This window comes from Paenibacillus zeirhizosphaerae (assembly GCF_030705605.1).
Classification (GTDB): Bacteria; Bacillota; Bacilli; order Paenibacillales; family Paenibacillaceae; genus Paenibacillus; species Paenibacillus zeirhizosphaerae.
The window spans coordinates 16,649-41,606 of sequence record NZ_JAPCKK010000018.1 but is presented as its reverse complement, the minus strand read 5'-3'; the positions used below and the strand labels follow the sequence as shown (position 1 = coordinate 41,606).

21 protein-coding genes and 1 pseudogene are annotated in these 24,958 nt (G+C 49.8%); 18 read left to right on the top strand and 4 right to left on the bottom strand.

What is annotated here, in order from left to right; all coding sequences use genetic code 11:
- The first annotated feature begins 22 nt into the window (after nucleotides 1-22).
- From OIN60_RS15370 to OIN60_RS15320, 11 genes are all read left to right on the top strand, one after another.
- Complete coding sequence (locus OIN60_RS15370) at nucleotides 23-2,677, top strand: discoidin domain-containing protein (RefSeq protein WP_305755762.1); 2,655 nt, start codon at nucleotides 23-25, stop codon at nucleotides 2,675-2,677.
- Between the two features lie 106 nt (nucleotides 2,678-2,783).
- Nucleotides 2,784-3,983 (top strand): ROK family protein, encoded by a 1,200-nt coding sequence (locus tag OIN60_RS15365; protein WP_305755761.1) that lies wholly within the window; start codon nucleotides 2,784-2,786, stop codon nucleotides 3,981-3,983.
- A 163-nt stretch (nucleotides 3,984-4,146) separates the two neighbouring features.
- Nucleotides 4,147-6,126, top strand: coding sequence for a hypothetical protein (locus OIN60_RS15360; RefSeq protein ID WP_305755760.1), 1,980 nt, complete (start codon nucleotides 4,147-4,149; stop codon nucleotides 6,124-6,126).
- Nucleotides 6,127-6,367: 241 nt separating this feature from the next.
- Entirely contained in the window at nucleotides 6,368-7,192 is an 825-nt protein-coding gene (locus OIN60_RS15355; protein ID WP_305755909.1) for an ABC transporter permease, read from the top strand.
- Nucleotides 7,193-7,217: 25 nt separating this feature from the next.
- Nucleotides 7,218-8,252 (top strand): ABC transporter ATP-binding protein, encoded by a 1,035-nt coding sequence (locus OIN60_RS15350; RefSeq protein WP_305755759.1) that lies wholly within the window; start codon nucleotides 7,218-7,220, stop codon nucleotides 8,250-8,252.
- Between the two features lie 66 nt (nucleotides 8,253-8,318).
- A complete protein-coding gene (locus tag OIN60_RS15345) occupies nucleotides 8,319-9,479 on the top strand; it encodes an extracellular solute-binding protein (RefSeq protein ID WP_305755758.1) in 1,161 nt (386 codons plus the stop codon).
- Nucleotides 9,479-10,321: an ABC transporter permease gene (locus OIN60_RS15340; RefSeq protein WP_305755908.1), complete on the top strand. Its 843-nt coding sequence runs from the start codon at nucleotides 9,479-9,481 to the stop codon at nucleotides 10,319-10,321. The genes OIN60_RS15345 and OIN60_RS15340 overlap by 1 nt, the downstream gene beginning before the upstream one ends.
- Before the next feature lie 35 nt (nucleotides 10,322-10,356).
- Nucleotides 10,357-11,811: a hypothetical protein gene (locus OIN60_RS15335; RefSeq protein WP_305755757.1), complete on the top strand. Its 1,455-nt coding sequence runs from the start codon at nucleotides 10,357-10,359 to the stop codon at nucleotides 11,809-11,811.
- Nucleotides 11,808-12,326, top strand: a complete 519-nt coding sequence (locus tag OIN60_RS15330) for a hypothetical protein (RefSeq protein ID WP_305755756.1) — start codon at nucleotides 11,808-11,810, stop codon at nucleotides 12,324-12,326. The genes OIN60_RS15335 and OIN60_RS15330 overlap by 4 nt, the downstream gene beginning before the upstream one ends.
- The gene (locus tag OIN60_RS15325) at nucleotides 12,283-13,341 is read left to right on the top strand and encodes a CehA/McbA family metallohydrolase (protein ID WP_305755755.1); all 1,059 of its coding nucleotides are present in this window, start codon (nucleotides 12,283-12,285) and stop codon (nucleotides 13,339-13,341) included. Before OIN60_RS15330 ends, OIN60_RS15325 begins: the two co-directional genes overlap by 44 nt.
- Before the next feature lie 21 nt (nucleotides 13,342-13,362).
- Entirely contained in the window at nucleotides 13,363-14,079 is a 717-nt protein-coding gene (locus OIN60_RS15320) for a GntR family transcriptional regulator (protein WP_305755754.1), read from the top strand.
- A gap of 231 nt (nucleotides 14,080-14,310) precedes the next feature.
- Here OIN60_RS15320 and OIN60_RS15315 read toward each other — a convergent pair whose 3' ends face one another.
- Nucleotides 14,311-14,958, bottom strand: a complete 648-nt coding sequence (locus OIN60_RS15315; protein ID WP_305755753.1) for an HAD family hydrolase — start codon at nucleotides 14,956-14,958, stop codon at nucleotides 14,311-14,313.
- Nucleotides 14,959-14,993: 35 nt separating this feature from the next.
- On the bottom strand, nucleotides 14,994-16,187 hold the full coding sequence (locus tag OIN60_RS15310) for an MFS transporter (protein WP_305755752.1): 1,194 nt from the start codon (nucleotides 16,185-16,187) through the stop codon (nucleotides 14,994-14,996).
- Nucleotides 16,188-16,345: 158 nt separating this feature from the next.
- Between OIN60_RS15310 and OIN60_RS15305 the strand changes: the two genes are divergently transcribed.
- Nucleotides 16,346-17,305, top strand: coding sequence for a LacI family DNA-binding transcriptional regulator (locus tag OIN60_RS15305; RefSeq protein WP_305755751.1), 960 nt, complete (start codon nucleotides 16,346-16,348; stop codon nucleotides 17,303-17,305).
- 134 nt (nucleotides 17,306-17,439) lie between these two features.
- On the opposite strand, the gene OIN60_RS15300 is transcribed toward OIN60_RS15305, so the two are convergent.
- Together OIN60_RS15300 and pdxR are read right to left on the bottom strand one after the other, a co-directional pair.
- A complete protein-coding gene (locus OIN60_RS15300) occupies nucleotides 17,440-17,670 on the bottom strand; it encodes a hypothetical protein (protein WP_305755750.1) in 231 nt (76 codons plus the stop codon).
- A complete protein-coding gene (gene pdxR / locus OIN60_RS15295; protein WP_305755749.1) occupies nucleotides 17,624-18,853 on the bottom strand; it encodes a MocR-like pyridoxine biosynthesis transcription factor PdxR in 1,230 nt (409 codons plus the stop codon). Before pdxR ends, OIN60_RS15300 begins: the two co-directional genes overlap by 47 nt.
- A 109-nt stretch (nucleotides 18,854-18,962) precedes the next feature.
- Here pdxR and OIN60_RS15290 point away from each other — a divergent pair, with 109 nt between their 5' ends.
- From OIN60_RS15290 to OIN60_RS15265, 6 genes and pseudogenes are all read left to right on the top strand, one after another.
- Complete coding sequence (locus OIN60_RS15290; RefSeq protein ID WP_305755748.1) at nucleotides 18,963-19,970, top strand: aldo/keto reductase; 1,008 nt, start codon at nucleotides 18,963-18,965, stop codon at nucleotides 19,968-19,970.
- Nucleotides 19,971-20,144: 174 nt separating this feature from the next.
- The gene (locus OIN60_RS15285) at nucleotides 20,145-20,852 is read left to right on the top strand and encodes a response regulator transcription factor (RefSeq protein ID WP_305755907.1); all 708 of its coding nucleotides are present in this window, start codon (nucleotides 20,145-20,147) and stop codon (nucleotides 20,850-20,852) included.
- A complete protein-coding gene (locus OIN60_RS15280) occupies nucleotides 20,849-21,868 on the top strand; it encodes a sensor histidine kinase (protein WP_305755747.1) in 1,020 nt (339 codons plus the stop codon). The genes OIN60_RS15285 and OIN60_RS15280 overlap by 4 nt, the downstream gene beginning before the upstream one ends.
- Nucleotides 21,869-21,952: 84 nt before the next feature.
- A pseudogene (locus tag OIN60_RS15275) lies at nucleotides 21,953-22,874 on the top strand (ABC transporter ATP-binding protein).
- Entirely contained in the window at nucleotides 22,867-23,607 is a 741-nt protein-coding gene (locus OIN60_RS15270; RefSeq protein WP_305755906.1) for an ABC transporter permease, read from the top strand. Before OIN60_RS15275 ends, OIN60_RS15270 begins: the two are co-directional and overlap by 8 nt.
- 77 nt (nucleotides 23,608-23,684) lie before the next feature.
- Complete coding sequence (locus tag OIN60_RS15265; protein WP_305755746.1) at nucleotides 23,685-24,926, top strand: aminotransferase class I/II-fold pyridoxal phosphate-dependent enzyme; 1,242 nt, start codon at nucleotides 23,685-23,687, stop codon at nucleotides 24,924-24,926.
- The last annotated feature ends 32 nt before the right edge of the window (nucleotides 24,927-24,958 follow it).

The following is a 24,958-nucleotide window of genomic DNA, read 5'->3' as shown; positions in this document are numbered from 1 at the left end:
CATTTCTGAGGGAGGTTCGGTCATGTCAATGATAAGAAAAAGCTGTTTTTTGCTGATATTGCTTTCTTTGTTCGTTACGTTGGTTCCCTATCTGGCTCCATTTGCTGTGTATGCCGCTGAATCCGATCAAGCCGAAATAGACGGGAATTTGTCCAATCCATATGGAGGTACAGATTATTATGTTGATGCGACCAAAGGCAAGGATACGAATAACGGCATGTCCACAGGAACAGCGTGGAAAACGCTGGGCAAGGTGAACAATACCACATTTGCTCCAGGCGACCGAATCTTGCTGAAAGCCGGTGAAACCTGGAGTGATCAGCAATTATGGCCCAAAGGCTCGGGCGCGCCCGGCAAACCGATTACCATCGATATGTATGGCGATGCCGAGCTTGGCAAACCCTACATCGCCACGAACGGAAAAGTGAATAACCCTGTGAAGTGGAATGGGAACGATTTTGTAAAGAACAAAGACCTGGTCGGCTTGACGGGGGCTGTGGTGCTGCGAAACCAGCAGTACTGGGAGATTCACAATCTGGAGCTTTCGAATGATGATGATTTTAACACCGACATCAATGTTTCCGCGAAGACCCGATCGGTCGTGCGTGACGGAGTTTCTATTACGATTAATGCGGATCTGCTGGGAAAGAACGATGACAAGATCATGGACTATTTCCGCATCAGCAACTTATATGTTCATGATATTGACGGACCGACGGATTGGCAAAAAATTCATTACGGCGGCATCGTGTTTCAGGTGTTCGGCGAGAAAAGCTACAAACAATATGACGAAAGCGCCTATTACTTCCAGGATGTCAAAATCGAGAATAATCAATTCTACAAAACCGAGCTGCATGCGATCCAGTTTGCCTTTAACTGGTTTTATGACCGTGACAGCAGTGCCGGCGAATATGATGAGACAGGGAAATATCATGAAGGCTGGGAGCAGCTATGGGTAAAAACCCGCGATTTGTACAGCCGCAACGTGTATATCGCCCATAACTATGCCGAGGACATCGGACAGGGCGCGATCCAGCTTGCCAATACGAAAGACATGATCGTGGAATTTAATGAAGTCAACGGCTATCTGCAAAGATATAATGCGGTTTCCTGTGGTCTGTATTTGTGGGCCGGGGCGGATTCAGTGATGCAGTATAACGAGGTGTACGGCGGCCCTTACGGGGAGTATGATGGAACTCCGTGGGATCTGGAATACACGAATTTCAATGTAACCTACCAATATAACTATTCCCATGACAATGCGGCCGGTTGGATGGCGTACATGGGGAATAGCTCCAATTCCGTTGCCCGCTATAATTTAAGTGTCAACGATAACGGTGTGCTTGTCAAAAACATGCTGTCCACGAACTATTCTCCTACGTATATTCTCAATAATGTATTCGTCTATGATGCTGACAAAATGGACTGGTTCCATGATGAAGTGTTCAAGGATAAGGTCTATTTCATGAACAATATCTTCTATAATATGTCGGAAACAACGCCGACCAAGTGGTACCGAAAAGACAACGCTTTGGACAAAGCCGTATTCTCGAACAATGCTTATTATGAAGCAGGCGGAGTCTACTCGGAGCAGCAGCCGAAGGATGCAAATGCTGTATTTGGAGACCCGATGTTTGTTAAGGATCCGGCGCAGTACAAGAAAAATAACGGTGTCATCAACATTGTGGATTCGGCGGCAAACTTCAAATTGAAGGACAACTCGCCGTTAATTGATGCCGGGCGCTATAACCCGCATGTGGGAGATGAGGACTTTTTTGACACACATCTCTATTATGGAGACAGTATAGATATCGGCATTCATGAAAGCAAAATTGGCGATAAAGTGGAAAATCCGGTGGATTCGAACCCGATTGAAGAAGAGGGACAATCCGACCGTGTGAATTTGGCCTTGAACAAAAATATTACAGCCAATTATACGCATCCCAGACCCGGTCTGGAAGCGGATAAGCTGGTGGATGGCAACACAACCACCCGTTGGGCCAGCGCCGACCCGGACGATATGACGGACGGGTACCCGATTATCATTACGATTGATTTTGGTAAAGAGACTGCATTTGATGAGATTTACCTGGATGAATACACGGACGGATCGACAAATCCGAGGATACAGGCATACGAGCTGCAAAAGTTTAACGATGAGACGCAGCAATGGGAGACATTTAAAGCCGTGACGAACGGCATGGGACATGATGTAACACTGGACGATTTCGGCGAGGTGACCAGCAGCAAGCTTCGGTTGTTAATCACGAAGCAGAAGGAGACGGAGTACTGGACGCCTACCATGACGGAAGTTCAGGTGTATAACGATGGCGGAAGCGGGGAAGAGACGAATCCTGCGCTATCTGTCGATCATGCAGCCTATGATTTAAACGAATCCAGGGTTAACGATCCGAGCAATTCGGTGACAGTTGATGTCTATTTGAATAACGATGTGCTTAAAACCATCCGGTACATCGGCACAGAAGGCAACGTATTGTCCAGCTTGACAGAGGGTGAGGACTATATTGTTGAAAATAGCTTAACCTATGTGCTTTTGCCGGCTTTCTTGCAGAGCCTGCCTATTGGGCAGTCCGGCTTGCAATTCGAGTTCACATCCGGTAAGAAGCTGAAGCTCGATTTGAACATTGTCCATTCCATTGGTAGGAATGGATTTTAAAGAAAAATGCTGCGATCAGGATGACCACGAGGTAGCAATCCAAACCATAAAACGCTATAATGGTCCTAAATCCTACTATAATCATAGGAATAAACGGAGCGATATTATGGTTAAAGCGAATCCCTCACCTGCTAACATAAGAAAAGCAGTTTATGAACGAATTGCGCAGCAGGACGATATTTCCAAGGCGGAGCTGATGGCGAAATTCACCCTTACCGGCAGTAGTCTGACCCGGCTTCTGGAGGAGCTTGTAGGCGAAGGCTGGATCAGCGAATCGGGGTTGGGGCAATCCACCGGCGGTAGGAGACCGATTTTATATCAGATTAATCCTGCGCACCGGTATATCTTCGGGCTGGAAATATCCAGGCTGTACTCTTCGCTCGGCTTATTTGATATGAAACTGAATGCCCTGTCGCACACACGCTGGACCATGGACGAAACCATGACTCCCGAGCGTCTGATTCAATACGTGCAGGAACAGGTTGAAGTGATGCTTGAAGCCCGTCATGTCCCGAAAGAACAGGTGCTCGGCATCGGGATTGGCGCTGTAGGTCCGCTGGACCGTAATCAGGGAGTGATCCTGAATCCTCTCTATTTTCCGGCCGACGGCTGGTCCAATGTGCCGATCTGTCGGCTGATTGAAGAGAAGACAGGGATACCGGCGCAGCTTGATAATGGAGCGAATGCGGCTCTGGCCGGTGAACATTGGGCGCTGCGTGGTGAGAATATCCAGCATATGCTGTATGTGCATGCAGGTACAGGCCTGCGTTCAGCGATGATGTCCGGCGGTCAGCTCGTGTATGGGGCGGTAGATATGGAAGGCTCTATCGGTCAGATGATTATTCAGGCAGACGGTCCGCGTTTGCATGGGACTGGGAATTACGGAGCTCTTGAAGCCTTCGCCTCCGTGCAGGCGCTGGAGCAGCAGGTAAGGACGCAGGTCAAGATGGGCCGCAACCAACTCAAGGGCGCGGAAAACATCCAGCCGGAGGCTATTCACTTCGGGATGCTGACCGAAGCGCTCCATAATGATGAACTGTTTGTGCATGAGCTTTTTTCCCAATCGGCAGCTTACATGGGGATCGGGCTGGCGAATCTGATCAATATTTTGCATCCCGAACTGATTGTGCTTGGTGGTGCCCTGATTAACGCGCATGGCTCGTATTACGATACGGCCGTATCTGTCGCACAGAAGAACATCTATTATTATCCCGAATATCAGCCGGTCTTTTCGAAAGGCATGCTCCAGGAGAATGCGGTGGCTGTGGGAGCGGCTGTGCTCGTGCTCAAGCAGCTATATATATAGAAGAAAGGCAGGAGGGAGTGCTTCCCAGCCTGCCTTTCTTCTATTATGAAACCACTTTTCAAGAGGGAATAGTATTGTTTTTGGTTCCATCCATTGAAAAAGCAGGATAGAAGGTGAAGGATACGGAATATTATTTATAATCTTTTTTTAATGGAGTGTAGTGATGATAAGTAAAAAACTATTGAAAACTTTTGGAATGTTGGCGGATGAGATTGAGGTAAAATTAAGTGAAGGTTTTAGCTTGGCTCTTTTGAAGCAGATGAATTCCACATTTCCTTTAAGTGAATTATCACTTCTGTTAAAAGAGATTACGGACCAGAAAAAAAGATCCTTCGCATTAAATATGAATATCCAAATCAAAACCTTGTCTAGCAAACCTTTTCCTGATTCTCAACTAATCACCATATTAAGAACGAAGTATGCAAAAGAAAAAACAAAAATATTATTTTACCAAGAAATCTTTAATCTTATATTCGATATCTATGGCGAGCCTGAAGAACTCACCGCTGACAGATTTTTGAGTGAAGAACGCAGAATCATCGGGAAATATGGACCTGCCCACTATTATTGGGGATTGCGCATGTTTCCGATCAAGGATGACAGCATAGAGCAGCGTTTCTTTGATTTCGGGAAGCAACTGACAACTTTTACTGATGTTTCAAAAGAAGTGGCAGTGACTGGCGATTTGACTTTCCCCAAAGATGAAGCTAAAGAAGAAAAAGAGAGTTCTCTTGTTGCCAAGGAACGAGGTCTAAGAGTAAAGGCAGAGAAAGAAGTAGAAAGTCTAAAGAAACAACTGAGGAGTTTAGAAAAAAGCAAGAGTCATTTACAGCAAAAAAACGAACTTTTAACATTAGAAAGACTAACGTTGCAGGCAAAGCTTGAAAAGCAAACAGCAAATGAGCAACTGAAAATTCAAGATTATGAAGATAAAATAGTAAAGTTGAAAACTGGCGAACAAAGGATCATTCAAAGGTATGAAGCAGCACTAAATAAAATGAAGGAGGAAAACTCCTCTTGTAATATAACTTTGAACGAAGCAGGAAAGATGTTGTTAGAGTATCTGCAGCAAGGTATTGAGCAATATGTTGCTCAACTGAAAGCCGGTCTTGAAATCCGGACAGAGCGAGAACAACTAAGGGGAAAAATAAACGATCACTTTCAGCTCATGAATGCGCTGGAGTTGCTTCTGGAAGAAGCAAAAATACCTGATGTACCTGACGTTCGAGTAGCACCGAAAAAAAATGCGGAAGGGCATTCTGCACTGCAGATTGAGGCATCTCCAAAGACAAACAATCAAAGTGATGAAACTATCCGTTCACAAACAGGTACCTTTTATCGAATGGATCATGGCGGTTATATTAAGCTGGAAAACGGTGCTGCTTTCAATATCCCGGAGTCAATGGTAAATTCCTTGGCTTTAGAGCATGAAGCTGAAGTTGAATGTGAACCTACACGTAGAGCAGATGGTTCTACACATTATTTTATTCGAGTACTTTTACAAGGGGATGACACCTACGCCCCAATTACACAATATATGGGGTATATTGAACTTGGTGAGCACTTCAAATTTTACTGTGTGGATATTTCCGATCCAACTCGCCGGTTCCCATTGTATGACAAGGATGCTGAAATTCAGAAGCCTAAAGATGGTGATCCGTGTTTATTTAATGTTGCTCACGGTGGAGAGCATGCCCGATTATCTAAACTCTTCACCAGGTATGAAAAGGAATATCTCACCAAGGAGAACCTGAAAAAAGAACAGTCCGTCAAAGGAAGTAGCGGTACCGGATCCAAAGAAAAATTTGGACAGGCTGTTGCCGAAGTCGAGCCCTTCCTCGAAGGGTGTAAGATTGTCATCATCGGGGGATTAAAGAAATGGTTCGACTCCATTGTCGAGGAAACGGGGGCTGAGTTCTATCATGATAATGGAGAAACGTCAGCTAGAATCCATCCGAAGCTGCGTCGAGCCGATGCGCTCTTTTATCTTATAACTGCCAACTCTCATGAGGCAACAACGAGTTGCATTCCAATTGCGAAAGAACATAATATTCCTCATTTTAAGATTGAAGGTTCGAAGTCTAATCTTCGTAAGCTGCTTTGGGAGAATCGAGATAGTATACGGAAAAATAAAAGACAATAGCTAAATATCGTAAAAGAGGAGCGCCTCTGACTATGGGAAAACTCATTGTTGGATGCGCTTTTTTGTTTAAGAGATGAACAGAAAGATAGACTTCAAGGCTATACCTATTTACAGAGAGGTTTGTTTTCCCCGCGACTTTAACATAACCTCTCCTTCCTCCTGAAGCGCCGATAACATTCGCCCTTTATATTCATAGGTGTAAGAGATTTAGACGTCTAGACTTCTTGGAAAGGGATGAATGGTGATCTGGTATTTACGTTCACTCGGCAAACGCAAAATCATTGAGTTTCTGGTACTGATCGTTTTTGTCGTGTTTTTCCTCGTTCCTTTATTGAACCTGCTGATTTTGGCCGTCTCCGGGAAATGGCAGTATCCGGCGCTGTTACCGCAAAGCTTTTCTCTGGAATGGTGGAGGTTTGTGTTGAGCCAGGATGACGTGCTCAGCTCGATGTGGCTTTCGTTCCTGATCGCTGTGGTGGTCACGGTGAGCTCGGTCATTCTGTGTGTTCCGGCGGCTTATGCCTTCGCACGGATTTCCTTTCCGCTCAGCAGATGGTTCCTGTTTTCCTTTTTGCTTACCCACGCTTTTCCCAAAATGGGGCTGTACGTGTCCATCGCAGTGCTGTTCTACAAGTTCGGGCTGATGAATACGTTTGTCGGCATCGTGCTCATCCATATGGTAAATACGCTGATGTATATGACCTGGATTCCGGCAGCGTCCTTTCGCAGCGTGCACCGGGCACAGGAGGAATCGGCACGGGATGTGGGAGCGGGGCCGCTGCGCGTATTCTGGAAGATTACCCTTCCCATGGCGATGCCGGGCATTCTGGTGGCTTCCGTCTTCACCTTCCTCTCCTCATTGGATGAGGCGCAGGGAACGCTGTTGGTCGGCATACCGGACTACAAAACGATGCCTGTGATCATGTATTCGATCATAGCCGATTATCCAAGCACCACCGGTGCGGTCTTTTCGGTCATTCTTACCTTGCCGACGGTCATCCTGCTGCTTGCCGCAAGGCGGTTTGTCAGTGCGGACGTGCTGGCAGGTGGCTTCCAGGTTAAATGACTTTTTCTGAAAAAGGGGCTTGAAGATGTCGATTCAATTATCCATTCGTGATCTGAACAAACGATTCAAGACAGGGGACGGCGTAAAGGGCATTTCTCTCGATGTGATGAAGGGAGAGCTGGTGACGCTGCTCGGTCCTTCCGGCTGTGGCAAAACGACCGTACTTCGCTCTATTGGCGGTTTTTTGGCTCCTGATAGCGGGGACATCCAGATCCGGGGCAGCAGCATCCTGCATCTGCCGCCGGAGAAAAGACCGACAGCCATGGTTTTTCAAAGCTACAACCTGTGGCCGCATATGACCGTCTATGACAATCTCGCTTTTGGACTTAAGCTGCGCAAAAAGAAAAAGGACGAGATCCGCAGCCTGGTACAAGAGGCGCTGAAGCTGGTCCAGCTTGAAAGCGCGGAGCACAAAACGCCGGGACTGCTGTCCGGCGGGCAGCAGCAGCGGGTGGCTTTGGCGCGTGCTTTGCTGCTGGAGCCGGAGGTGCTGCTGCTGGACGAGCCCTTCTCGGCGCTGGACGCCAAGCTGCGTATGGAGATGCGGGAAGAGCTGCGTGATATTCAGCGGCGAACCGGCATGACCATGATCTTTGTCACGCATGATCAGGAGGAAGCGCTGTCGATTTCCGACCGTATCGTTGTCATGCGGGCAGGTGAAATTGAGCAGTTGTCCACGCCGCAGGAGATTTACGATCAGCCGCAGACACTGTTCGTGGCGGGCTTCATCGGGCGCATCAATCTGATCAAGGGTACCGGCACTGGCCGCAGTGTGGCAGTGGGAGAAGCGCGATTCGAGCAGGAGCGCGCGCATGACGGCGCGGTCATTGCGGCTGTACGACCCGAGGATGTTTATCTGACAGAGCAGGAGACGAATTCCCTGCCCGGCATGATCCGCCAAATCATGATTCTTGGACACTATGCGGAGGTGTCCGTGGAAAGCGGGGAACAGGTGCTCAAAATGTTCGTTCCCCGTGAACAGTCCGCCCGGCTCCACCACGGGCAGCAGGTGCGCATTGGCTTCAGCAGAGTGGTGTCGTTTCCTTCGCCTGGGGCGTAAACCGGGTGCTGCGTTTCCTTCATCGCTTTGTTCATTAAATATTGACTCATTTGAGGAGGAGAAAGCATGTCAGTGAAAAAGAAATTCAGCATGATGTTAGCAGGGGTGCTCAGCCTGGGACTGCTGGCTGGTTGTGGAAGTGGCGGAGAAGCGGGTTCTTCCGCGACTGCGGGTGGAACTACGGAAGACGCTGTGACGGAAATCTCTCTCTACACCTCAGGATCGCTTAACGTCAAGGAGCTGTGGGAGACGCTGATTTCGGATTTCGAGGCCCAAAACAAGGATGTCAAGGTCAAGCTCGTGTATTTGCCTTCGGGCACCGGAGGAGCTACGACGATGGACCGGCTGATTGCCGCGAAGCAGAGTGGCCAGTCGAAAGGCGATATCGATCTGTATGAAGGAAGCCTGGACGACATTACGCGCGGAGCCAAAGAAGGGCTGTGGGAAACGCTGGACACAACCAAGGTGCCCAATCTCGCGAATGTGGACGAAGCTTACCTGAAGCAGGTCAACGACCAGGCTGTACCTTACCGCGCCTCTTCCGTTGTGCTTGCCTATAACAGCGCGAACGTGCCTGAGCCGCCGAAAACGGCAGATGAGCTGTATGAGTGGATTCGCCAGCATCCGGGCAAATTTGCCTACAACGATCCGTCCACGGGTGGTGCAGGCAGCTCATTTGTGAACACGGCCATTTATAACTTCCTGCCTCCGGAGGCTATGAACAGCAGTGATCCCGCGAACATGGAGAAGTGGGGTCAGGGGTTTGCGCTGCTGAAAGAACTGGGCCCTTATATGTATCAAAAAGGCGTGTACCCGAAGAAAAATCAGGGGACGCTTGATCTTCTCGCCAGCGGAGAGGCGGACATGATCCCAGCCTGGTCCGACATGGCGCTTGAGCAGCTGAACAAAGGGCTGCTGCCGGATACCGTGAAGCTGGCCCAGATCGATCCGGCTTTTACGGGCGGACCGTCTTATCTGATGGTACCTGCCCTCTCGACCAAGAAAGAAGCGGTGCAGAAGCTGCTGGATTACGTGCTTTCCCCTGAGGCTCAGACGAATGTCATTAACAAAATGTACGGTTATCCGGGCATTAAATGGGATCTGATGCCAGCGGAGCTGCAAAAGGAATTCGAAAGTGTGTCCGGAGGCTACCGCAGCTTTAACAGCGGCGATCTGCAGCAGGAAATCTACAAGCGCTGGCAGAGTGAAGTAGCGAGCGGATCATGATGAGCTCATCTTTTAAAAGAGGGATGCTGGGGCTGCTCCTGGTCATCCCCTCTTTTCTCATTCTGCTCGTTGTTGTGATCATCCCCATCCTGTATGCGATCAGGGAAAGCCTGATCGACGAGAACGGAACCGGTTTTGGCTTGGCGAACTATATCCGCCTGTTTACGGACGGCGCGATGCGCAAAAATGTGCTGTATACGCTCAATCTGACGCTCGTATCCACGCTTCTGACTCTGGTGATCAGCTACGCGATGGCGGTGTATTTGCGTTTTGGTTCCGGGTTTGTCGTGACCTGGATTCGTCGCCTCTATTTTGTGCCGATGTTCATTCCCGGCGTCATTGCGACCTATGCCTTGATCACGACCTACAGCAATCACGGCTGGGCGGCGCGTTTTCTGCTGACTCTTGGGGTCGATACGTTCCCTAAAATTATTTATGACTACAACGGGCTGCTGCTCGCCAATCTGTGGTTCAACATTCCGTTCACCACCATGCTGCTCAGCTCGGCGCTGGCTGCCATTCCGGATTCGGTCATTGACAGCGCAAGAGATGCCGGGGCACGCACGCTGCAGCTTTTTATCCGCTTTATCCTGCCGCTGTCGTACAAGACGATGTGGGTGGCGGCGACCTTTATCTTTATGGGTGTGATCGGCAGCTTTACCGCACCCTTCCTGATTGGCGCCAACTCGCCGCAGGTGCTGGGCGTAGCTATGCAGCAGGTGTTCTCCAGCTATCAGGAAACACATATGGCGAGCGCGATGGCGGTGTTTATGTTTATACTGTGTTCTTTTATGGGTTATTTCTACATCCGCACCATGGTGCAGGATGCAGACGCCAGCTAAGCTGAATTCCATGGAACATCAAGGAGGCGGGACTTATGACAATGGCAGAAAGCAAAACGGAAACTGAACGCACTGAACGTATGGGAACCGGGATTCAGGAAAAAGAAAAACCGAATGGCAGCGTAATATTAGCGCTAGAGGAGCAAGGACAAGAAATCAGCCTGCAAAACAGCTTTCGTTTCTCCTTCACGATGCCGGAGGACGGATTTGCGGAGCTGGATCTGGCGGCCAGATCAGATAGCGACTGGTCGGAGCCGGACCGGGAGTCCGCCGTCGTTCGTCTATACCTAGGAGAGCAATATAACCAGGATGTTATCCTTTTTTATGGTAGCAGCTCCTTCACTTATACTCGTGTGCTCGGGCATTTGGCGGCAGGGGATTATACGGTGGAAATCGTATTCAGGGCAGAAGCCTCTTCGCCCAAGGTGGAGAGAGCCTGGATCGATGCCGTGCAGATGCGTATCATTCCGGATTTATCCCCACAGGAGCTGGTGTACCGGCATGCCCCGCTGCTGTACGGCCGCTGTCTGGCTCACCCGTATGAGAACCGGTTCACGGATACGCCATTAATGATGTTTTATTCGCTGGATGTGCGGGATGGAAAAACAGTAATTGAATACCAGATGATGTTCAGCCATGAAGATGAAGGCACCCCGGCTCCTTTTCTGATGAGTAAATGGGGAAGGACGACGGACATCGAATGGATGTACCGTGTCGAGCTGGATGCAGCCGGAAATACGGTAACTGCGGAGTTCCAGGGGGAGCATCACATCACCACTTCCTTTGGCGGCGGATATGATCTGGGCGGGCATCCGGTGCTGCAGACCGCGACGGCGAACGGGAATTTCACGGATTGTATTTCTTCGCAATACCGGTTTTTACTGCCTCCCCTTTTCCAATGGAAGCCTGAACAGGAGCCGCGTGAGGCAGTCATGATGAAGCATCCGTTTGCCTTTCAGGTCACCAATTGGGAGATGAAGCGCCAGGAGCCGTTGGAGCTGCCCCCTGTGCTGTCCTCCATTGCTTTGACGGACCAGCGTTATTATGTGTTTGTCCAAATGTTCAAGCAGCCGCTGGCAGCCGGTATTACGGAGCTTGAGGATATGCCCAAAGCAGGCTTCAACAGCCGTGAGGAGGATGGGTGCGTGGATATCCAGGTGCGTCTTAAAGGTTCGGATGAATGGTATTCGTCCTGTTATCATGATTTGCATGCAGACGGTTTCCGGGCGGCATATGAAGGGGCGGAGGCTCATTTTTCGACAACGATCAAGCTGCCCTGTCTGGCTGTATTAGAGGATATTGCAGAGATCAGGGCCGTTCTGCTTGAGGGAGGGGCGGAGCGAATGCGGGTTGGGGAGCTGCGTGTTTTTGTCCTGGATGAACAGTATAGACCGGCAACCTGGGAAATCCGTTCTTCATCCATGCGGCTGCTGACACGCGACCAGCCTGTGTCCGTGTTATGGGTGGCAGAGGAAAGCGGTGTGGTATGAAAAGCATATATAATGCGCAAGGCTTGGTTTTCCCGGACTGCACGCACAGCCATATAACGTATGCATTTCATATGCCTGAGCCAGTCCAGGCTGTCTGTGTTCGTTTTGCCTACGATCCCAAGCTGTTAACCGATGAGCAGCAGGCGAAGGAGATGATACAGGACAGCATGTGGAAGTATGGATACGCCGGGGAAGAGACTGGAGGCGATGAGTGGAGGAGGTACGCTCCCCTCAAAAACCTGCTGACCCTGTCGGTAGACGATTCGGTTCGCCATCGTGGCACCGCGCACAGGCATGATCCGCAGCAGGAGCATCTTTTGGGCCGGACCGAGGCATCTCCGGGATTTCTGGCAGGAGAAAACCCGGCAGGGATCTGGCGGCTAACCGTCAGCCTGCATGCGGTAGTGACCGAGAGGGTGAGCTACCGGCTTGAGGTTGCGGTCGAGACGATGCAGGAGGGAGGGACGCAGGATGAAATGGATTCCAGCCGAGCTGCACACTCACACCTTTCATAGCGACGGTTCCCAGACGCTGCAGGAACTGGCTGAAAGCGCGGCCCGCCTTGGGCTGGGCTGCATTGCTTTGACCGACCATAATACGCAGTCCGGATTGGCGGAGGCGGAGCGGGTGGAGAGGCAGACCGGCATCCGCATTGTGCCAGGTATGGAGTGGACGACATTTTACGGGCATATGCTGACCCTGGGGGTTAAGGAGTTTATCGATTGGCGGTCATTCGGACCGGCAGACATTCATACAGGCATACGGCTTGTGCATGAGCAGGGCGGTATTGCAGGTCTCGCTCATCCGTACCGGATCGGCAGTCCGATTTGCACAGGTTGCTTTTGGGAATACGGTATCCGGGACTGGCATGACGTCGATTTCATTGAAGTTTGGTCCACGCTTATGCCTTCCATCAAGCGCGACAGCCAAAGAGCTTTTGCGCTGTGGACAGACCTGTTGAATCAGGGTTACCGGATTACGGCAACGAGCGGCAGGGATTGGCATGGAACTAAACCTCACGATCCGTTGCCTGCTGTCACTTATATTGGACTGGCGGAGGCTGATAGCGAGGATATCAAGGAGGAGCGTATGATTGAAGCCCTACGGCAGGGCCGCGCTGCCGTCACGATGGGGCCGCTGCTTACATTGTCCGTCAAGACCGAAGACGATGACCACCAGTACCATATGGGAGAATGTATTGAAATGCAGGGGCCCGGACTATCCGTGATGGAATGTTTCGTCAGATTGGATATGGAAATCAGGCGGGAGCACTACAAATTTGCAGGGGAGCATTTCCGCCTTGTGCTGAGAAGCAGCCAAGGAGTATGCAGCGAGCTGCAGATCCCGTCGGAGACGTCAGTTTACAGCTTCGTTATCTCTGCTGAAGCAGCATCGCAATGGGTGCGTGCCGAGCTGTTCGGCTGTCTGGGCAATGCCGTTGCCCTGATTGCTTTTACCAATCCTGTGTATATTCAGGCGGCGTCCGTTCAAGGAGCGGCTGTACAGAGCAGCAGATGCTTCGAATCTTGAAGAAAGGAAAGAGGCTTTATTGTGGCATCCAAACAGGAAAAAATCAAACAGCGGATTGAGGACTACATACGTGACAGCGGCATTGGGCAGGGAGAAAAGCTGCCGCCCGAAACCGTGCTTGCGCAAGCCTTTCAAGTGTCACGCACCACGGTCCGTGGAGCTATCCAGCGGCTGGAGAGCGAGGGCAAGTTGTTGGTCAAGCATGGCAGCGGAACATTCATTACACGTCCGCTTCCCGCTATTCCAAGCTCTCTGGACCGCTTGTACAGCATTGGAGACATGATCCGGTCCGCAGGGCTGCAGGAAGATGAACAGTTGGAATACATCAAGAGACTGGATTCATGTCCGCATGATATTGCGGAACCTATGGAACTGAGGCGTCAGGACCCGGTTATTGTTCTTGAACGAACCAGAACGGCTAATGGGGAAGCGGTGGCGCATTCGATTAATTACATGCCCGAACAGATTGCGGAAGCGATTCTGGTGGATGGTTCCTTTGCCGGGTCGTTGTTTCAAAATCTTGAATACAAGGCTGGAGTGCGTATTGTAGGCGCTTACTCGGAAATTACCGTACCGTCCCGGACGGATCTCCACGCCCGCCGCCTCATCACTTCACCGCAGTCTGCCGTGCTTTTGTTCAAGCAGCTCCATTATGATGAACTGAACAGGCAAGTGCTCTATTCGTTTGATTATGTGCGCAGCGATATCTTTCAGTTCTGGATTCGGCGTAACCGCTGACAGGAGCGGAAAAAGGGATAGATAAAGACGTAATAAGCGCCAAACCCACCGCTAAAGGTTGAAGTCCTTCGGTGGGTTTGGCTGTTCATCGTAACAGATGCGCGCCGTGAGGCACACCTCGTTGTTCTGAGGGGGGCCGCACAGGCGGCAGTTGATGATCGCAAGCATACGGCGACTTACTTTGAAGATGGCACTATTAAACTATCGTCGTTAAAGTTACAACTTTACGATTTAATCGCACTTCTGAATAGTCTGCTGGATGTATTGCCTGAACTCTTGTATTGTCGTAAACAGCTTGTAAGGTTGCAGCATTTGCAATAGCTCTGTTTCGGCAGTCTCTGCCCACGCGGCGGACACAATCGGAACTCCGGCTTCCTTCGATGCCATAATATCACTGGGTGCATCCCCCACATATATACTATCCGCAGACGCGATTCCAAGTTGTTTCAACACGCTTTGAATCCCCTCAACTTTTCTCGGACCTTGAGGAGATCCGGTTTCAATCGCCTCGAAATACGAACGAATGCCAAACATGTCCAACGTAATCTTTGTGCTTCGCTCACCCTTACCCGTAACCAAAGCCAGCCGTATATTCTGGTCTTTTGCGTAATCAAGGACCTCTCTCATGCCCTCAAATGGAGCGGCACACATTGCATGCAAGTCGCGGTAGTGTCTTAAATAATCCTCAACTCCTTGTTCGTAGTAGTCTGGAATCAAAGCTTGGACAGTTCCTTCTTCGGAAGGGCCAAAGGTATCGATAATTTCCTTATCGCTCAGTACCTTGCCAGCCAATGGTTCAATCGCTTTCTTGAAAGCAGCAATACACAGCGGTAATGTATTTCCAATAGTACCGTCAAGATCAAAAATGATGCATTTCATTGTATTCATCCTCCTCTTCATTTGCACGAAAATACTTAAGCCGATTTCACTTCTTCAAACGAAGGCTTATCTTCTTTATGGTAGGTTAACACCGTTGAAGCCAACCCCAGCGTTGTTAAACATGCGGCTACCCAAGTCAAGCCACCAAATCCTGCTCCTGTATCCAATAGAAATGCACCAAGTGCTGCTCCGCTCGCATTTGCCAGATTAAATACGGAGGAAGCTAATGTGCCGGCTAGAGCAGGCGCCTCTTTTCCAGCTAGGACAAACTTGGCGTTCAAAAGCGGAACCGCCCCGAATACTCCTGTACCAAAAAGAAAGCAGAACATAAATGTAGTCACATAAGAAAGCGGAATAAAGACAGAAGCAGTTGTGAATAAAAGGGTTAAGGCTGCAAAGAAAAGGGCCAAATGTTTCGTCAACATCGAAGGTTGAACACGCCCCGATAAATAGTTGCCTGTAACAGCACCACATCCACAGATAAACAAGGCGATAATTATCATTCTTACACTGAATCCTGTAAACTCGCGAATAAGCGGTTCTATAAAGGTGTATACCATGAAAACGCCAGAATGGCCTAATAGGATGACCATGCAAATGAGCAAAATGTTTTTGTTGCTAAAAATCCGCAACTCACGTTTAATATCAGGCTGATGATGTTGCTGGTGATCAGGTGTAACTAACCATAAAGCGATCAGAACAATGGCACCTATGATGGAAACCAACAGAAATACCAAGCGCCAATTAAGTATATCCCCCAGATAGGAGCCGAATGGAACGCCTACTAAAATGGCCAGGGTTAACCCACCATTAATGGAAGCCATGGAACGCGTGCGTTTGTCAGGCGTACTCATTTGATAGGCAGCAACCAATGTTATTCCGAAAAACGGAGCGTGGATGGTTGCAGAAATTAGCCGAGCCAGCAACAATACGGTAAAATTAGGTGACAGAGCTGCAATAAGATTACTGATAACAAATACAGCCATTAACGCACTTAATGAAGTCCTTAATGAAGCCTTCAACATCAATAGGCTTATTAAAGGCCCAAGTAAGGCAACACCAAGCGCATAAACGCTGAGAAGCAAACCTGCCTTGGCAATCGATACATTAAAATCAGCAGATAGTTGTGATAGTAACCCTGTGATTACAAATTCCGTCATTCCTATGCAGAATGTCCCCAGCATAAAAAACATTAAAATAACAGGCAAAGAAACTTTCAAGCGTTTCATCTTGCAGTCTCCTTCAAGTACAGCACGCGCGGCTAAAACGTTTCTTTTTGCAAGGCTTGCAAAACCAATGTAATTTGTGAAATGCTTTTCATGTCAAGCAAATTATCTGTAATATATTTAAGGCAATATGGGCGAGTCTCGGGAAGGGAGTAAGGATAATGGCAAATATTAAAGATATTGCAAAGCTAGCCGGAGTGTCGGTTACAACGGTATCACGCGTGATCAATGGCATTCCTTATGTAAGCGATGAAAAAAAAGAAGCAGTTTTACGCGCAATGGAGCTCACGAACTACGAGCGGAATATGAACGCCGTTCATTTAATTAAAGGAAAAACAAATCTCATAGGTGTAGTTGTCCCCTCTATAAAAAGGCCCTATTTCGGTCTCGTCATCGAGGGAATCGCCGAGGAAGCCTTGAAGAATAACAATAACCTGGTGCTGATTCAAACCAATTATGAAGAACATCGAGAGTTAGAAGCTTTAAAGATGCTAAAACTGAAACAATTAGACGCCCTGATTATTTGTTCAAAAATTAGCAATTGGGAAATTGTAGAGGAGTACGCCAATTATGGTTCAATTATTGTATTTGAAGATGCAAGAGGGCGATCCGTTTCGTCCATTTTTGTCGACCATTATAAAAGTTGTATGGAGGCGTTAACGTATTTAAGTGGTAAGAGCCATCGTAAAGTTGGCTGCTGCTTGGCCAGAAAATCAGGAACAAGCAGTAAACAAAGGGAATTGGCATACCGGGATTATTTGCATAACATGGGTGAACCGTTTGATCCGAATTACATCTTTTATGACGCCATTCATTTTGAAGATGGCGAATGGATCGTACAACGATTGACAGCGATGCACAATCCCCCGACTGCGCTTCTCGTTACGAGCGACCAAGTAGCAGCTGGAATTTTAGCATGTTGCAAAGAACGAGAAATTGATGTGCCGTCCAGACTTGCCATCGTCGGGTTTGATAACCAACCGATCGCTAAGATCTTAAATATCACAACTTTTGAAATTCCCTTAATGGAAATTGGCAGGGAATTGTTCCTTCGATCCATTAGCGGAGGCTTCTTTCAAAAGGAAATACCAGTCAAGCTGATTGAACGCCTTACCGTATAATAAGAACGATGTCTGGAAACATTCAAAGCATTAGCTGGCTCATCCGTGCCGACCAGGTAGACGAAGCCTATGATCGAGTCCTCCGCAGTGATGTGCGTCACCGGTTATGCGAGCTTTATCAACCTGACAGATTTTTATCCTCTTTTGCCAAGCTTGACCGCTTCAGTAAATTGATACAATCTTCGCAGTCCCTCGTCAATCTCTTCGATCGTCAGATTTCCGTAGCCCAGAATCAGCCTTCCAGGGTGATTGCCTTTGATTCTTGCATAATCTTCAAAAGTACCGAGCCGTACGCCGTATGACTCTAGCTGGCTCCAGTCAGTACCTCCGTACACCTCCGGGTGAAATGCGATCTGTACGTGCATGCCTGCCTGCCTCATCGCCCAGAATCTGGGCTTCGTCCTTGAATAGATGTCTGACCCTCTCTTCCAGAAAAATACGTTTCTTTCTATACAGCGCCTTCATCTTATGGATGTGTTTTTCGTAATGGCCGTCATTCATGAAGCGGGCAAGTGCCGATTGTGTTAAACCGGACGGAGCCAAATTCATGTCAAACTTCGTTTGAAGCACCTGATCCATAAGCTTTGGAGGAACGATCAGAAAGCCGATACGCAGGGCTGGTGATAAGGTTTTACTGAACGTCCCCGCATAAATAACCCGGGCAGGGTCCAGGAGCTGAAGGGGAGGAATGGGCGTTCCCTTGTGGCGAAACTCGCTGTCATAATCGTCTTCGATAATGTAATGCCCCGCCGCTGCAGCCAATGTTACAGCTTCCTGCCTGCGTTGCATGGACAGAACACTGCCTGTCGGATATTGGTGGGAAGGCGTAACAACGATGAATCCTCCGGGTCCTGTGTGAGGTATGTGCTTCACAACCATACCCTCACTATCTGCTGGAACGGGATAAATATTATACTTTAAGCGGTCGAAAATATCGCCGGTAAACCCAATCGTAGGTTCTTCGATATACGCCGTTTGAAATTGGCCGGAGAGGGCGGATGCAAGCAGCAGCATGCTGTTCGAAGTGCCGGAAGTAATGATGATATCGTCTGCACTGCAGAGGATGCCTTTGGCACGGTACACATATCGCGCGAGGGCCTCCCGGAGTGTTTTATGGCCTCGACAATCCCCGTAATCAAAAATATTGTCCAGCTCGTAGCTCATAGTTTCCCGTACATACTTACTCCAAAGCATGCGTGGAAAATGCCGCAAATCAGGTGTGCCTGCATCAAAGTCAATGTCCCTTGTTTCAGGCTCCTGAACAGACGTGGCAGCTTCCGGTGCCAACTGCTGGATGGGCTGCTTTTGAGCATCTTCGGCGATATACGTGCCGGAGCCGATATGTGTGCATAAATATCCTTCGGCGGTTAGCTGCTCGTAGACTTCGATCACGATGTTCCGTGCGATGCCCAGCTCCTGGGCGGCCCTTCGAGTCGGAGGAAGCTGCAGCCCGGGGGCAAGCAAGCCGTTTTCGATTTGATCACGCAAATAATTATATAATTGCTTCGTTATGGAACCGGCACCAGTTGCCGGAGCAAATCCAAACAATCCTATCCCTCCCGATTGGTTCCTGAAAATAAACGGTTATTGGCTCTTATGGCCGTTAATGTCTCTTATTATACTGAACAGGAACGAAAGAACAAAGGAGATGAAGCGGATGTTCACACGCCAATTGGGGAGATCGGGAATAGAAGTCAGTGCCTTGGGTCTGGGCTGCTGGGCGATAGGGGGGCCTTGGCATGATGCGGAAACCGGGGAAGCCTTTGGGTGGGGGGAAGTTGATGATCAGGACTCTATTGCCGCCATTCACTGCGCGATTGACGCAGGCATCACATTGATCGATACATCGGATAACTATGGGGCTGGCCACAGCGAGAGGGTTATCGGGCAAGCTCTGCAGGGGCGCAGGTCTCAGGTGGTGATTGCCACTAAATTCGGTTTTGTTACCAATGAAAAGACGAAGCAGGCAACAGGCCAGAATGCCAGCCGGGCTTATATTAAGCAGGCATGTGAAGCGTCTCTCAGGAGACTGAATACCGATTATATTGATTTGTATCAATTTCATCTCGGCGATTATCCCAAGGAGCAGGCCGCAGAGGTCATGGCAGTGCTTGAAGAGCTTGTGTCTGAAGGGAAAATCCGTTATTTCGGCTGGTCTACCGACCTGCCCGATCGTGCCCGTATTTTTGCCCAAAGTCCGCACTGTGCCGCTATCCAACACGAAATGAATATATTTCGGGACAATTCGGACATGATCAGCTTGTGTGAAAAACATAAACTGGCAAGCATCAACCGGGGGCCACTTGCGATGGGTCTGCTTACCGGAAAATACTCGGATGCTGTTACTGTAACAGATCCGAAGGATATTCGTGGCAGAAGCAATTTGGACTGGTTGACGTATTTCAAAAACGGCATGCCTTCGCCGAGTATGATCACCCAATTACACCATATTCGTGAGATTCTGACTTCAAACGGCCGCTCTCTGACCCAAGGAGCCCTGGCCTGGTTGTGGGCCAAAAGCGACTTGACCCTGCCGATTCCGGGATTTCGTAACGTCAACCAGGTGCTGGAAAATGCGCAGGCGGCAGAGTTTGGGCCGCTGACCCAAGCACAGATGGAGCAAATCCAGTTGCTGCTGACTCAGGCGGCAGAAAGCTCAAACTGAAAATGAAGATATCAGCAAGCATATAAGGTCAAGGACCGGGGGAACTTTCTCGCCGTTCTTGGCCTTTTTATCTGAAAAATTCACAGTATGAACGGCAAGGAAGCTTGACGTTATCCTGAAAAACAATAAAACTACTAAATGTATACAATGCAACAAGATAGAGGGGGATATTCAATCATGGATGTACGGGTGCTCGTGGCCGATGATGAGCGGGAAATACGTGAGCTGCTGACGGCCTATCTGGAGCGTGAGATGTACAGCGTGGATGGAGCCGCGGACGGGGAAGAAGCTGTGCATCTGTTCGAGCGTAACCATTATCATATGGTCATTCTGGATTTGATGATGCCCCGGATGGACGGGATGGAGGTATGCAGAAGAATCAGGAATCATTCTAACGTTCCCATTCTGATGCTTACGGCCAAGGATCAGGAGCTGGAGAAAATTGTCGGTTTGAGCATAGGAGCGGACGATTATATCACGAAGCCTTTCAGTATCCATGAGGTGGTGGCGCGCGTGAAGGCGCTCATGAGGAGATTCCTTGTCCTGGGAAGTGAAGGGAACCGCCCGGATCAGTCCGGTATTGCCTACAAAGGGTTGACTATCGATCTAAAAAGCTACACGGTGCAAGCTGCCGGAGTGAACGTTGCCCTGACGGCGAAGGAGTTTGAGCTGCTGAAATTTCTCGCCTCCCACCCTGGCCAGGTATTTACGAAGACCCAGCTTTTTCGCAATGTCTGGAACGGCAGTTACATAGAGGATGATAACACCGTTATGGTGCATATCCGCAAGCTCCGCAAAAAAATAGAAGCTGATCCTTCCAACCCGGCTTTTATCCAGACTGTCTGGGGGATCGGCTACAAATTTTCAGGTGAAAAGGTATGAGCAAATTCGTGCTTCAATCTGGGCAGTTCATCCTAGTGTGCTGTCTTGCGGTGCTGTACATGGCCGGTGAGGGCCCGGGGGCATGGGGGTTACCGCTGCTGTCATTGCTTGGTGTGGTCGCTTTGGTTTTGCTCTGCATGGAGGTTCAAGAGCGCAGGAGGCTGTCCCGTTTGGCGGACGGACTGCGGGATGCCCTGAAGCCTAACTACAGGACACGCCTGCTGGCGAAAGGAAGCCGGGAATGGAGGGAAGTGCTGTTCGCGGTCAATGAATTCATAGACAGGCTGGAAAAAATGCAGATGAGCGCCCGGCGCTCCGAAGCCGCGAGGAAGAGGCTGCTCTCCAGCATCTCGCATGACATCCGGACACCCTTGACCTCGATCATTGGATATGTCGATGCAATCCAGGACGGGGTTGGCACAACCGAAGAGGAGAAGCAAAAATATCTCCGCATCTTGTCCGACAAGTCTAACGCACTTAAATCGCTGATTAACGATCTCTTTACGATGGCCAAGCTGGATGCGGATGAGCTGGTTCTGACGAAAAAAGAAATCGACCTGACGGAAGTGCTCCGTGAGGTACTCATTGAGCAATTGCCCGCTGCCAACGAAAATAGCTTGGAGCTAGAGATCCGCATACCGGAAGAGCCATGCCTCATTTATGCGGATGCATTCAGCCTGATGCGGATATTCGGGAATATCATGAAAAATGCGCTCCAGTATGGCGGGCAAGGCGGAATTATGGGTGTCGAGTTGTCCGTGAAAAACGGCTTTTATGAAGTGATGATCTGGGATCGCGGCCAGGGTATGACGGGCGTGGAGCTTAAGCATATCTTCGAGCGTAGCTGGCGTGGGGACCGCGCCCGAAGCATGCATAGCGGGGGAAGCGGTCTGGGGCTGACCATTGCCAAGGCTCTGACGGAGAAGAATGGCGGAACGATCCATGCAAGCAGCCTGCCTGGGGAACGGACTGTCTTTGTTGTTTCTTTTCCCGTGTTTGAGCCTGATGTGAGTTAAGCAACTGTTAAGAAATGAATAAGAGCTATTTAAAACCAGGGTCTTATAATAGGAGCCATACCAAGCGAAAGAAGGTGCTCCGTCATGCAAGCAGTCATCAGAACGCAGGGGCTGACCAAGAGATATGGAAGCCAAAAGCCGGTGGATGATGTGAATTTAACGGTAAGACAGGGTGAAATATATGGTTTTCTGGGCCGCAACGGCGCCGGCAAAACGACGACGATTCAGATGCTTACGGGGCTCGTAAAGCCGACAAGCGGCCGGATCGAGATATTCGAGGATAATCTGTTCACCAGCCCCAGGAAGGTTTTACGAAGAATCGGCTCCATGATCGAGGTTCCGGGTTTTTATGAAAATCTGACAGCAGCCGAAAACCTGCAAATTAACGCCAGGATTATGGGCATGCACAAGAAAAATGCTATAACCGAAGCGCTGGAACTCACGGGTTTACAGCATGAAACCAAAAAAAGTTGTAGGCAACTATTCCCTCGGCATGAAGCAGCGTCTTGGCATTGCCAGAGCGCTGCTGCATTACCCGGAGCTGCTGATTCTGGACGAGCCGACTAATGGGCTTGATCCTATCGGAATCAAAGAAATGAGGCGTCTTATTCTTCATTTGGCCCAGGAACGGGACATTACCATTTTCATCTCCAGCCATATTTTATCCGAGATGGAGCAGCTGGCGGACCGTATTGGCATTATCCATGGCGGGAAGCTGCTGGAAGAGCTCACGATGGATGAGCTGCGGGGCCTGAATCGAAAGTATTTGGAATTACAGGTGTCGGACGATAACAGGGCCGTGCTGTTGCTTGAAGAGCATTTTGGCGTTGCCGATTATGAGGTGCGGCATGGGGGCGTCATCCGTGTGTATTCACATTTGGACGGGATCAGTGAAATCAATAGAGAGCTTGTGCGGCATGATATTGACGTGATGAAGCTGGCTTTGAGCGAGGATAAGCTGGAGGAGTATTTTGCCAAGCTGGTGGGAGGTGGCCGGATTGGTTGATTTACTGGCTGTGGAGCTGCTGAAATTGAAACGGTCCAAAATGCTGCTGCTGAGCATGATTGGAGCAGGGCTTGCCCCTTTTATGGTCGTGCTTGCTTTTTATATCAACAGGACATCGGCAGACGCTTCTGGAGAACAGGCGGTTTTTGAAACCTTGTTTTACAATACAAGCATGTATACGGTGCTATTGATCGGGGTGCCTCTGTACAGCATAGTTGCGGCCTATTTATTTCTTAGAGAGTATACAGAGGACACTTTAAAAAATTTGCTGACCATTCCTGTGTCCAGAACGGGCTTGATGATTAGTAAAATGCTTTTGCTGCTCGTGTGGATTTTACTGCTGTCGCTGGTTGCCTGGGCGCTCACCATCCTGTGTGGGCTGTTGGGTGGCTTTGACGGGCTCAGCGGAGCGTTAATCCTAGATTATTTGATCAAATTTGCGGTTGAAGGCGCTCTTCTCTGGGCGCTTACCACGCCGGTCATTCTGGTTACGATTGTCATGAAAAATTATGTGCCATCCATGATTGCAGCCATATCGATCACTATGCTGAATGTGCTGGTCTTTAACTCGGAGCATCGGGGGCTTGTGCCCTGGACGGCGGCCTTTGACATCACCCATCAATCCCTGCTGCCGCTCTATCCGGCAGAGCTTTCTTACCTGTCGATCGCAGGGGTATCCCTAGTCGGCTTCGCCAGTATCCTGATTTATTTCGGAAAAGTGGACATTCACTGAGGGCTTATTTTCTAGGTGATCCATGTCATAGGTGGACCGTGTTATAATAACTAAAAAAAACCAAGTAGGTGCGTTAAATGGCAGATAGTAAGACCAAACACGGCTGGCGGGCAGATAAGCTCGACCATCTCGGCTCGTCTATATTTGCGGAGGTGGCTGCATGGAAGGAAGAAGCGCTGCAGGCGGGAAAAGATGTGATCGATCTGGGGATCGGCAGTCCGGACCGCGGCCCAACGCAGGAGGTACGGGAGGTGCTGAGCAAGGCAGTTCTCGCTGAGGACAGCTATGCTTATCCGTCATCAAGCGGTAGCCCCGCCTTCCGTAAGCAAGCTGCCGCCTGGATGGCGCACCGTTTTGGGGTAACGGTAGACCCGGAGACGGAGCTGCTGGCGCTGATGGGGTCGCAGGACGGGCTGGCCCATCTGGCCCAGGCGATTTGCAATCCGGGAGATATGGCGATTGTTCCCGATCCGGGTTACCCGATTTATGTTGGCGCGCTGGCTATTGCTGGCGTGAAGCCGTATTTGCTGCCCTTGCGGCAGGAAAACGGATTTTTGCCTGATCTGGATGAAATTGCTGATGAGGTGTGGGCAGAGGCAGTTTTTATTCTGCTTAATTTCCCGGGTAATCCGATTGCCGTGCAGGCGGAATATGCCTTTTTTGAAAAGCTGATTGCTTTGGCGAAGAAATGGAACGTGCTCGTTGTACATGATCTGGCTTATTCAGAAATGGGCTTCGACAACTACCGCCCGCTCAGCATTTTGCAGCTTCCCGGCGCGTTGGATACGGCTGTTGAGTTTCATTCCTTCTCTAAAAGCTTCAATATGGCCGGGTGCCGTATCGGATTTCTGGCTGGCAACCGGGAGGCAGTCGGCGCACTGCGCAAGCTGAAGGGAAACATCGACTACGGCGTATTTGAGCCGATTCAGACGGCGGCCATCGCTGCGCTTAAACAGGCGATGGAACGGCCTGCAGGGGACCGCGGGGTAGCACCTCTATATGAGCGCCGCCGCGATGCGTTTGTTGAGGTCCTGGCAGCACAGGGCTGGGATGTGCCGAAGCCAAAGGCGACCATGTTTCTGTGGGCTCCGCTTCCGGAGCGCTTCCGCATGGGGCCGGAGCGGTGGAGCTCTCGCCGTTTTGCCCGTGAGCTGCTGCTGTCAACAGGGGTGGCGGTCATTCCGGGAGATGCATTCGGTGCCCAGGGAGAGGGATTCGTGCGGATCGCTCTGGTGCAGGAGGAGGCAACGCTGTTGGAGGCAGCGCGCCGCATCGGCACTTTTTTGGACGTTCTTTTCCTTTCCGAAATAACAGATTAGCCTTCTCAAAAAATAACCCTGCCAATTTGACC

Excerpts from the sequence above, each read along its gene's own strand:
- OIN60_RS15345 (WP_305755758.1), top strand. The coding sequence starts at position 8,319 with ATGTCAGTGAAAAAGAAATTCAGCATGATGTTAGCAGGGGTGCTCAGC.
- OIN60_RS15280 (WP_305755747.1), top strand. The coding sequence starts at position 20,849 with ATGAGCAAATTCGTGCTTCAATCTGGGCAGTTCATCCTAGTGTGCTGT.
- OIN60_RS15370 (WP_305755762.1), top strand. The coding sequence starts at position 23 with ATGTCAATGATAAGAAAAAGCTGTTTTTTGCTGATATTGCTTTCTTTG.
- OIN60_RS15350 (WP_305755759.1), top strand. The coding sequence starts at position 7,218 with ATGTCGATTCAATTATCCATTCGTGATCTGAACAAACGATTCAAGACA.
- OIN60_RS15290 (WP_305755748.1), top strand. The coding sequence starts at position 18,963 with ATGTTCACACGCCAATTGGGGAGATCGGGAATAGAAGTCAGTGCCTTG.
- OIN60_RS15340 (WP_305755908.1), top strand. The coding sequence starts at position 9,479 with ATGAGCTCATCTTTTAAAAGAGGGATGCTGGGGCTGCTCCTGGTCATC.
- OIN60_RS15335 (WP_305755757.1), top strand. The coding sequence starts at position 10,357 with ATGACAATGGCAGAAAGCAAAACGGAAACTGAACGCACTGAACGTATG.
- OIN60_RS15305 (WP_305755751.1), top strand. The coding sequence starts at position 16,346 with ATGGCAAATATTAAAGATATTGCAAAGCTAGCCGGAGTGTCGGTTACA.
- OIN60_RS15310 (WP_305755752.1), bottom strand. The coding sequence starts at position 16,187 with ATGAAACGCTTGAAAGTTTCTTTGCCTGTTATTTTAATGTTTTTTATG.
- OIN60_RS15360 (WP_305755760.1), top strand. The coding sequence starts at position 4,147 with ATGATAAGTAAAAAACTATTGAAAACTTTTGGAATGTTGGCGGATGAG.
- OIN60_RS15330 (WP_305755756.1), top strand. The coding sequence starts at position 11,808 with ATGAAAAGCATATATAATGCGCAAGGCTTGGTTTTCCCGGACTGCACG.
- OIN60_RS15365 (WP_305755761.1), top strand. The coding sequence starts at position 2,784 with ATGGTTAAAGCGAATCCCTCACCTGCTAACATAAGAAAAGCAGTTTAT.
- OIN60_RS15315 (WP_305755753.1), bottom strand. The coding sequence starts at position 14,958 with ATGAAATGCATCATTTTTGATCTTGACGGTACTATTGGAAATACATTA.
- OIN60_RS15265 (WP_305755746.1), top strand. The coding sequence starts at position 23,685 with ATGGCAGATAGTAAGACCAAACACGGCTGGCGGGCAGATAAGCTCGAC.
- OIN60_RS15300 (WP_305755750.1), bottom strand. The coding sequence starts at position 17,670 with ATGCACGTACAGATCGCATTTCACCCGGAGGTGTACGGAGGTACTGAC.
- OIN60_RS15325 (WP_305755755.1), top strand. The coding sequence starts at position 12,283 with ATGAAATGGATTCCAGCCGAGCTGCACACTCACACCTTTCATAGCGAC.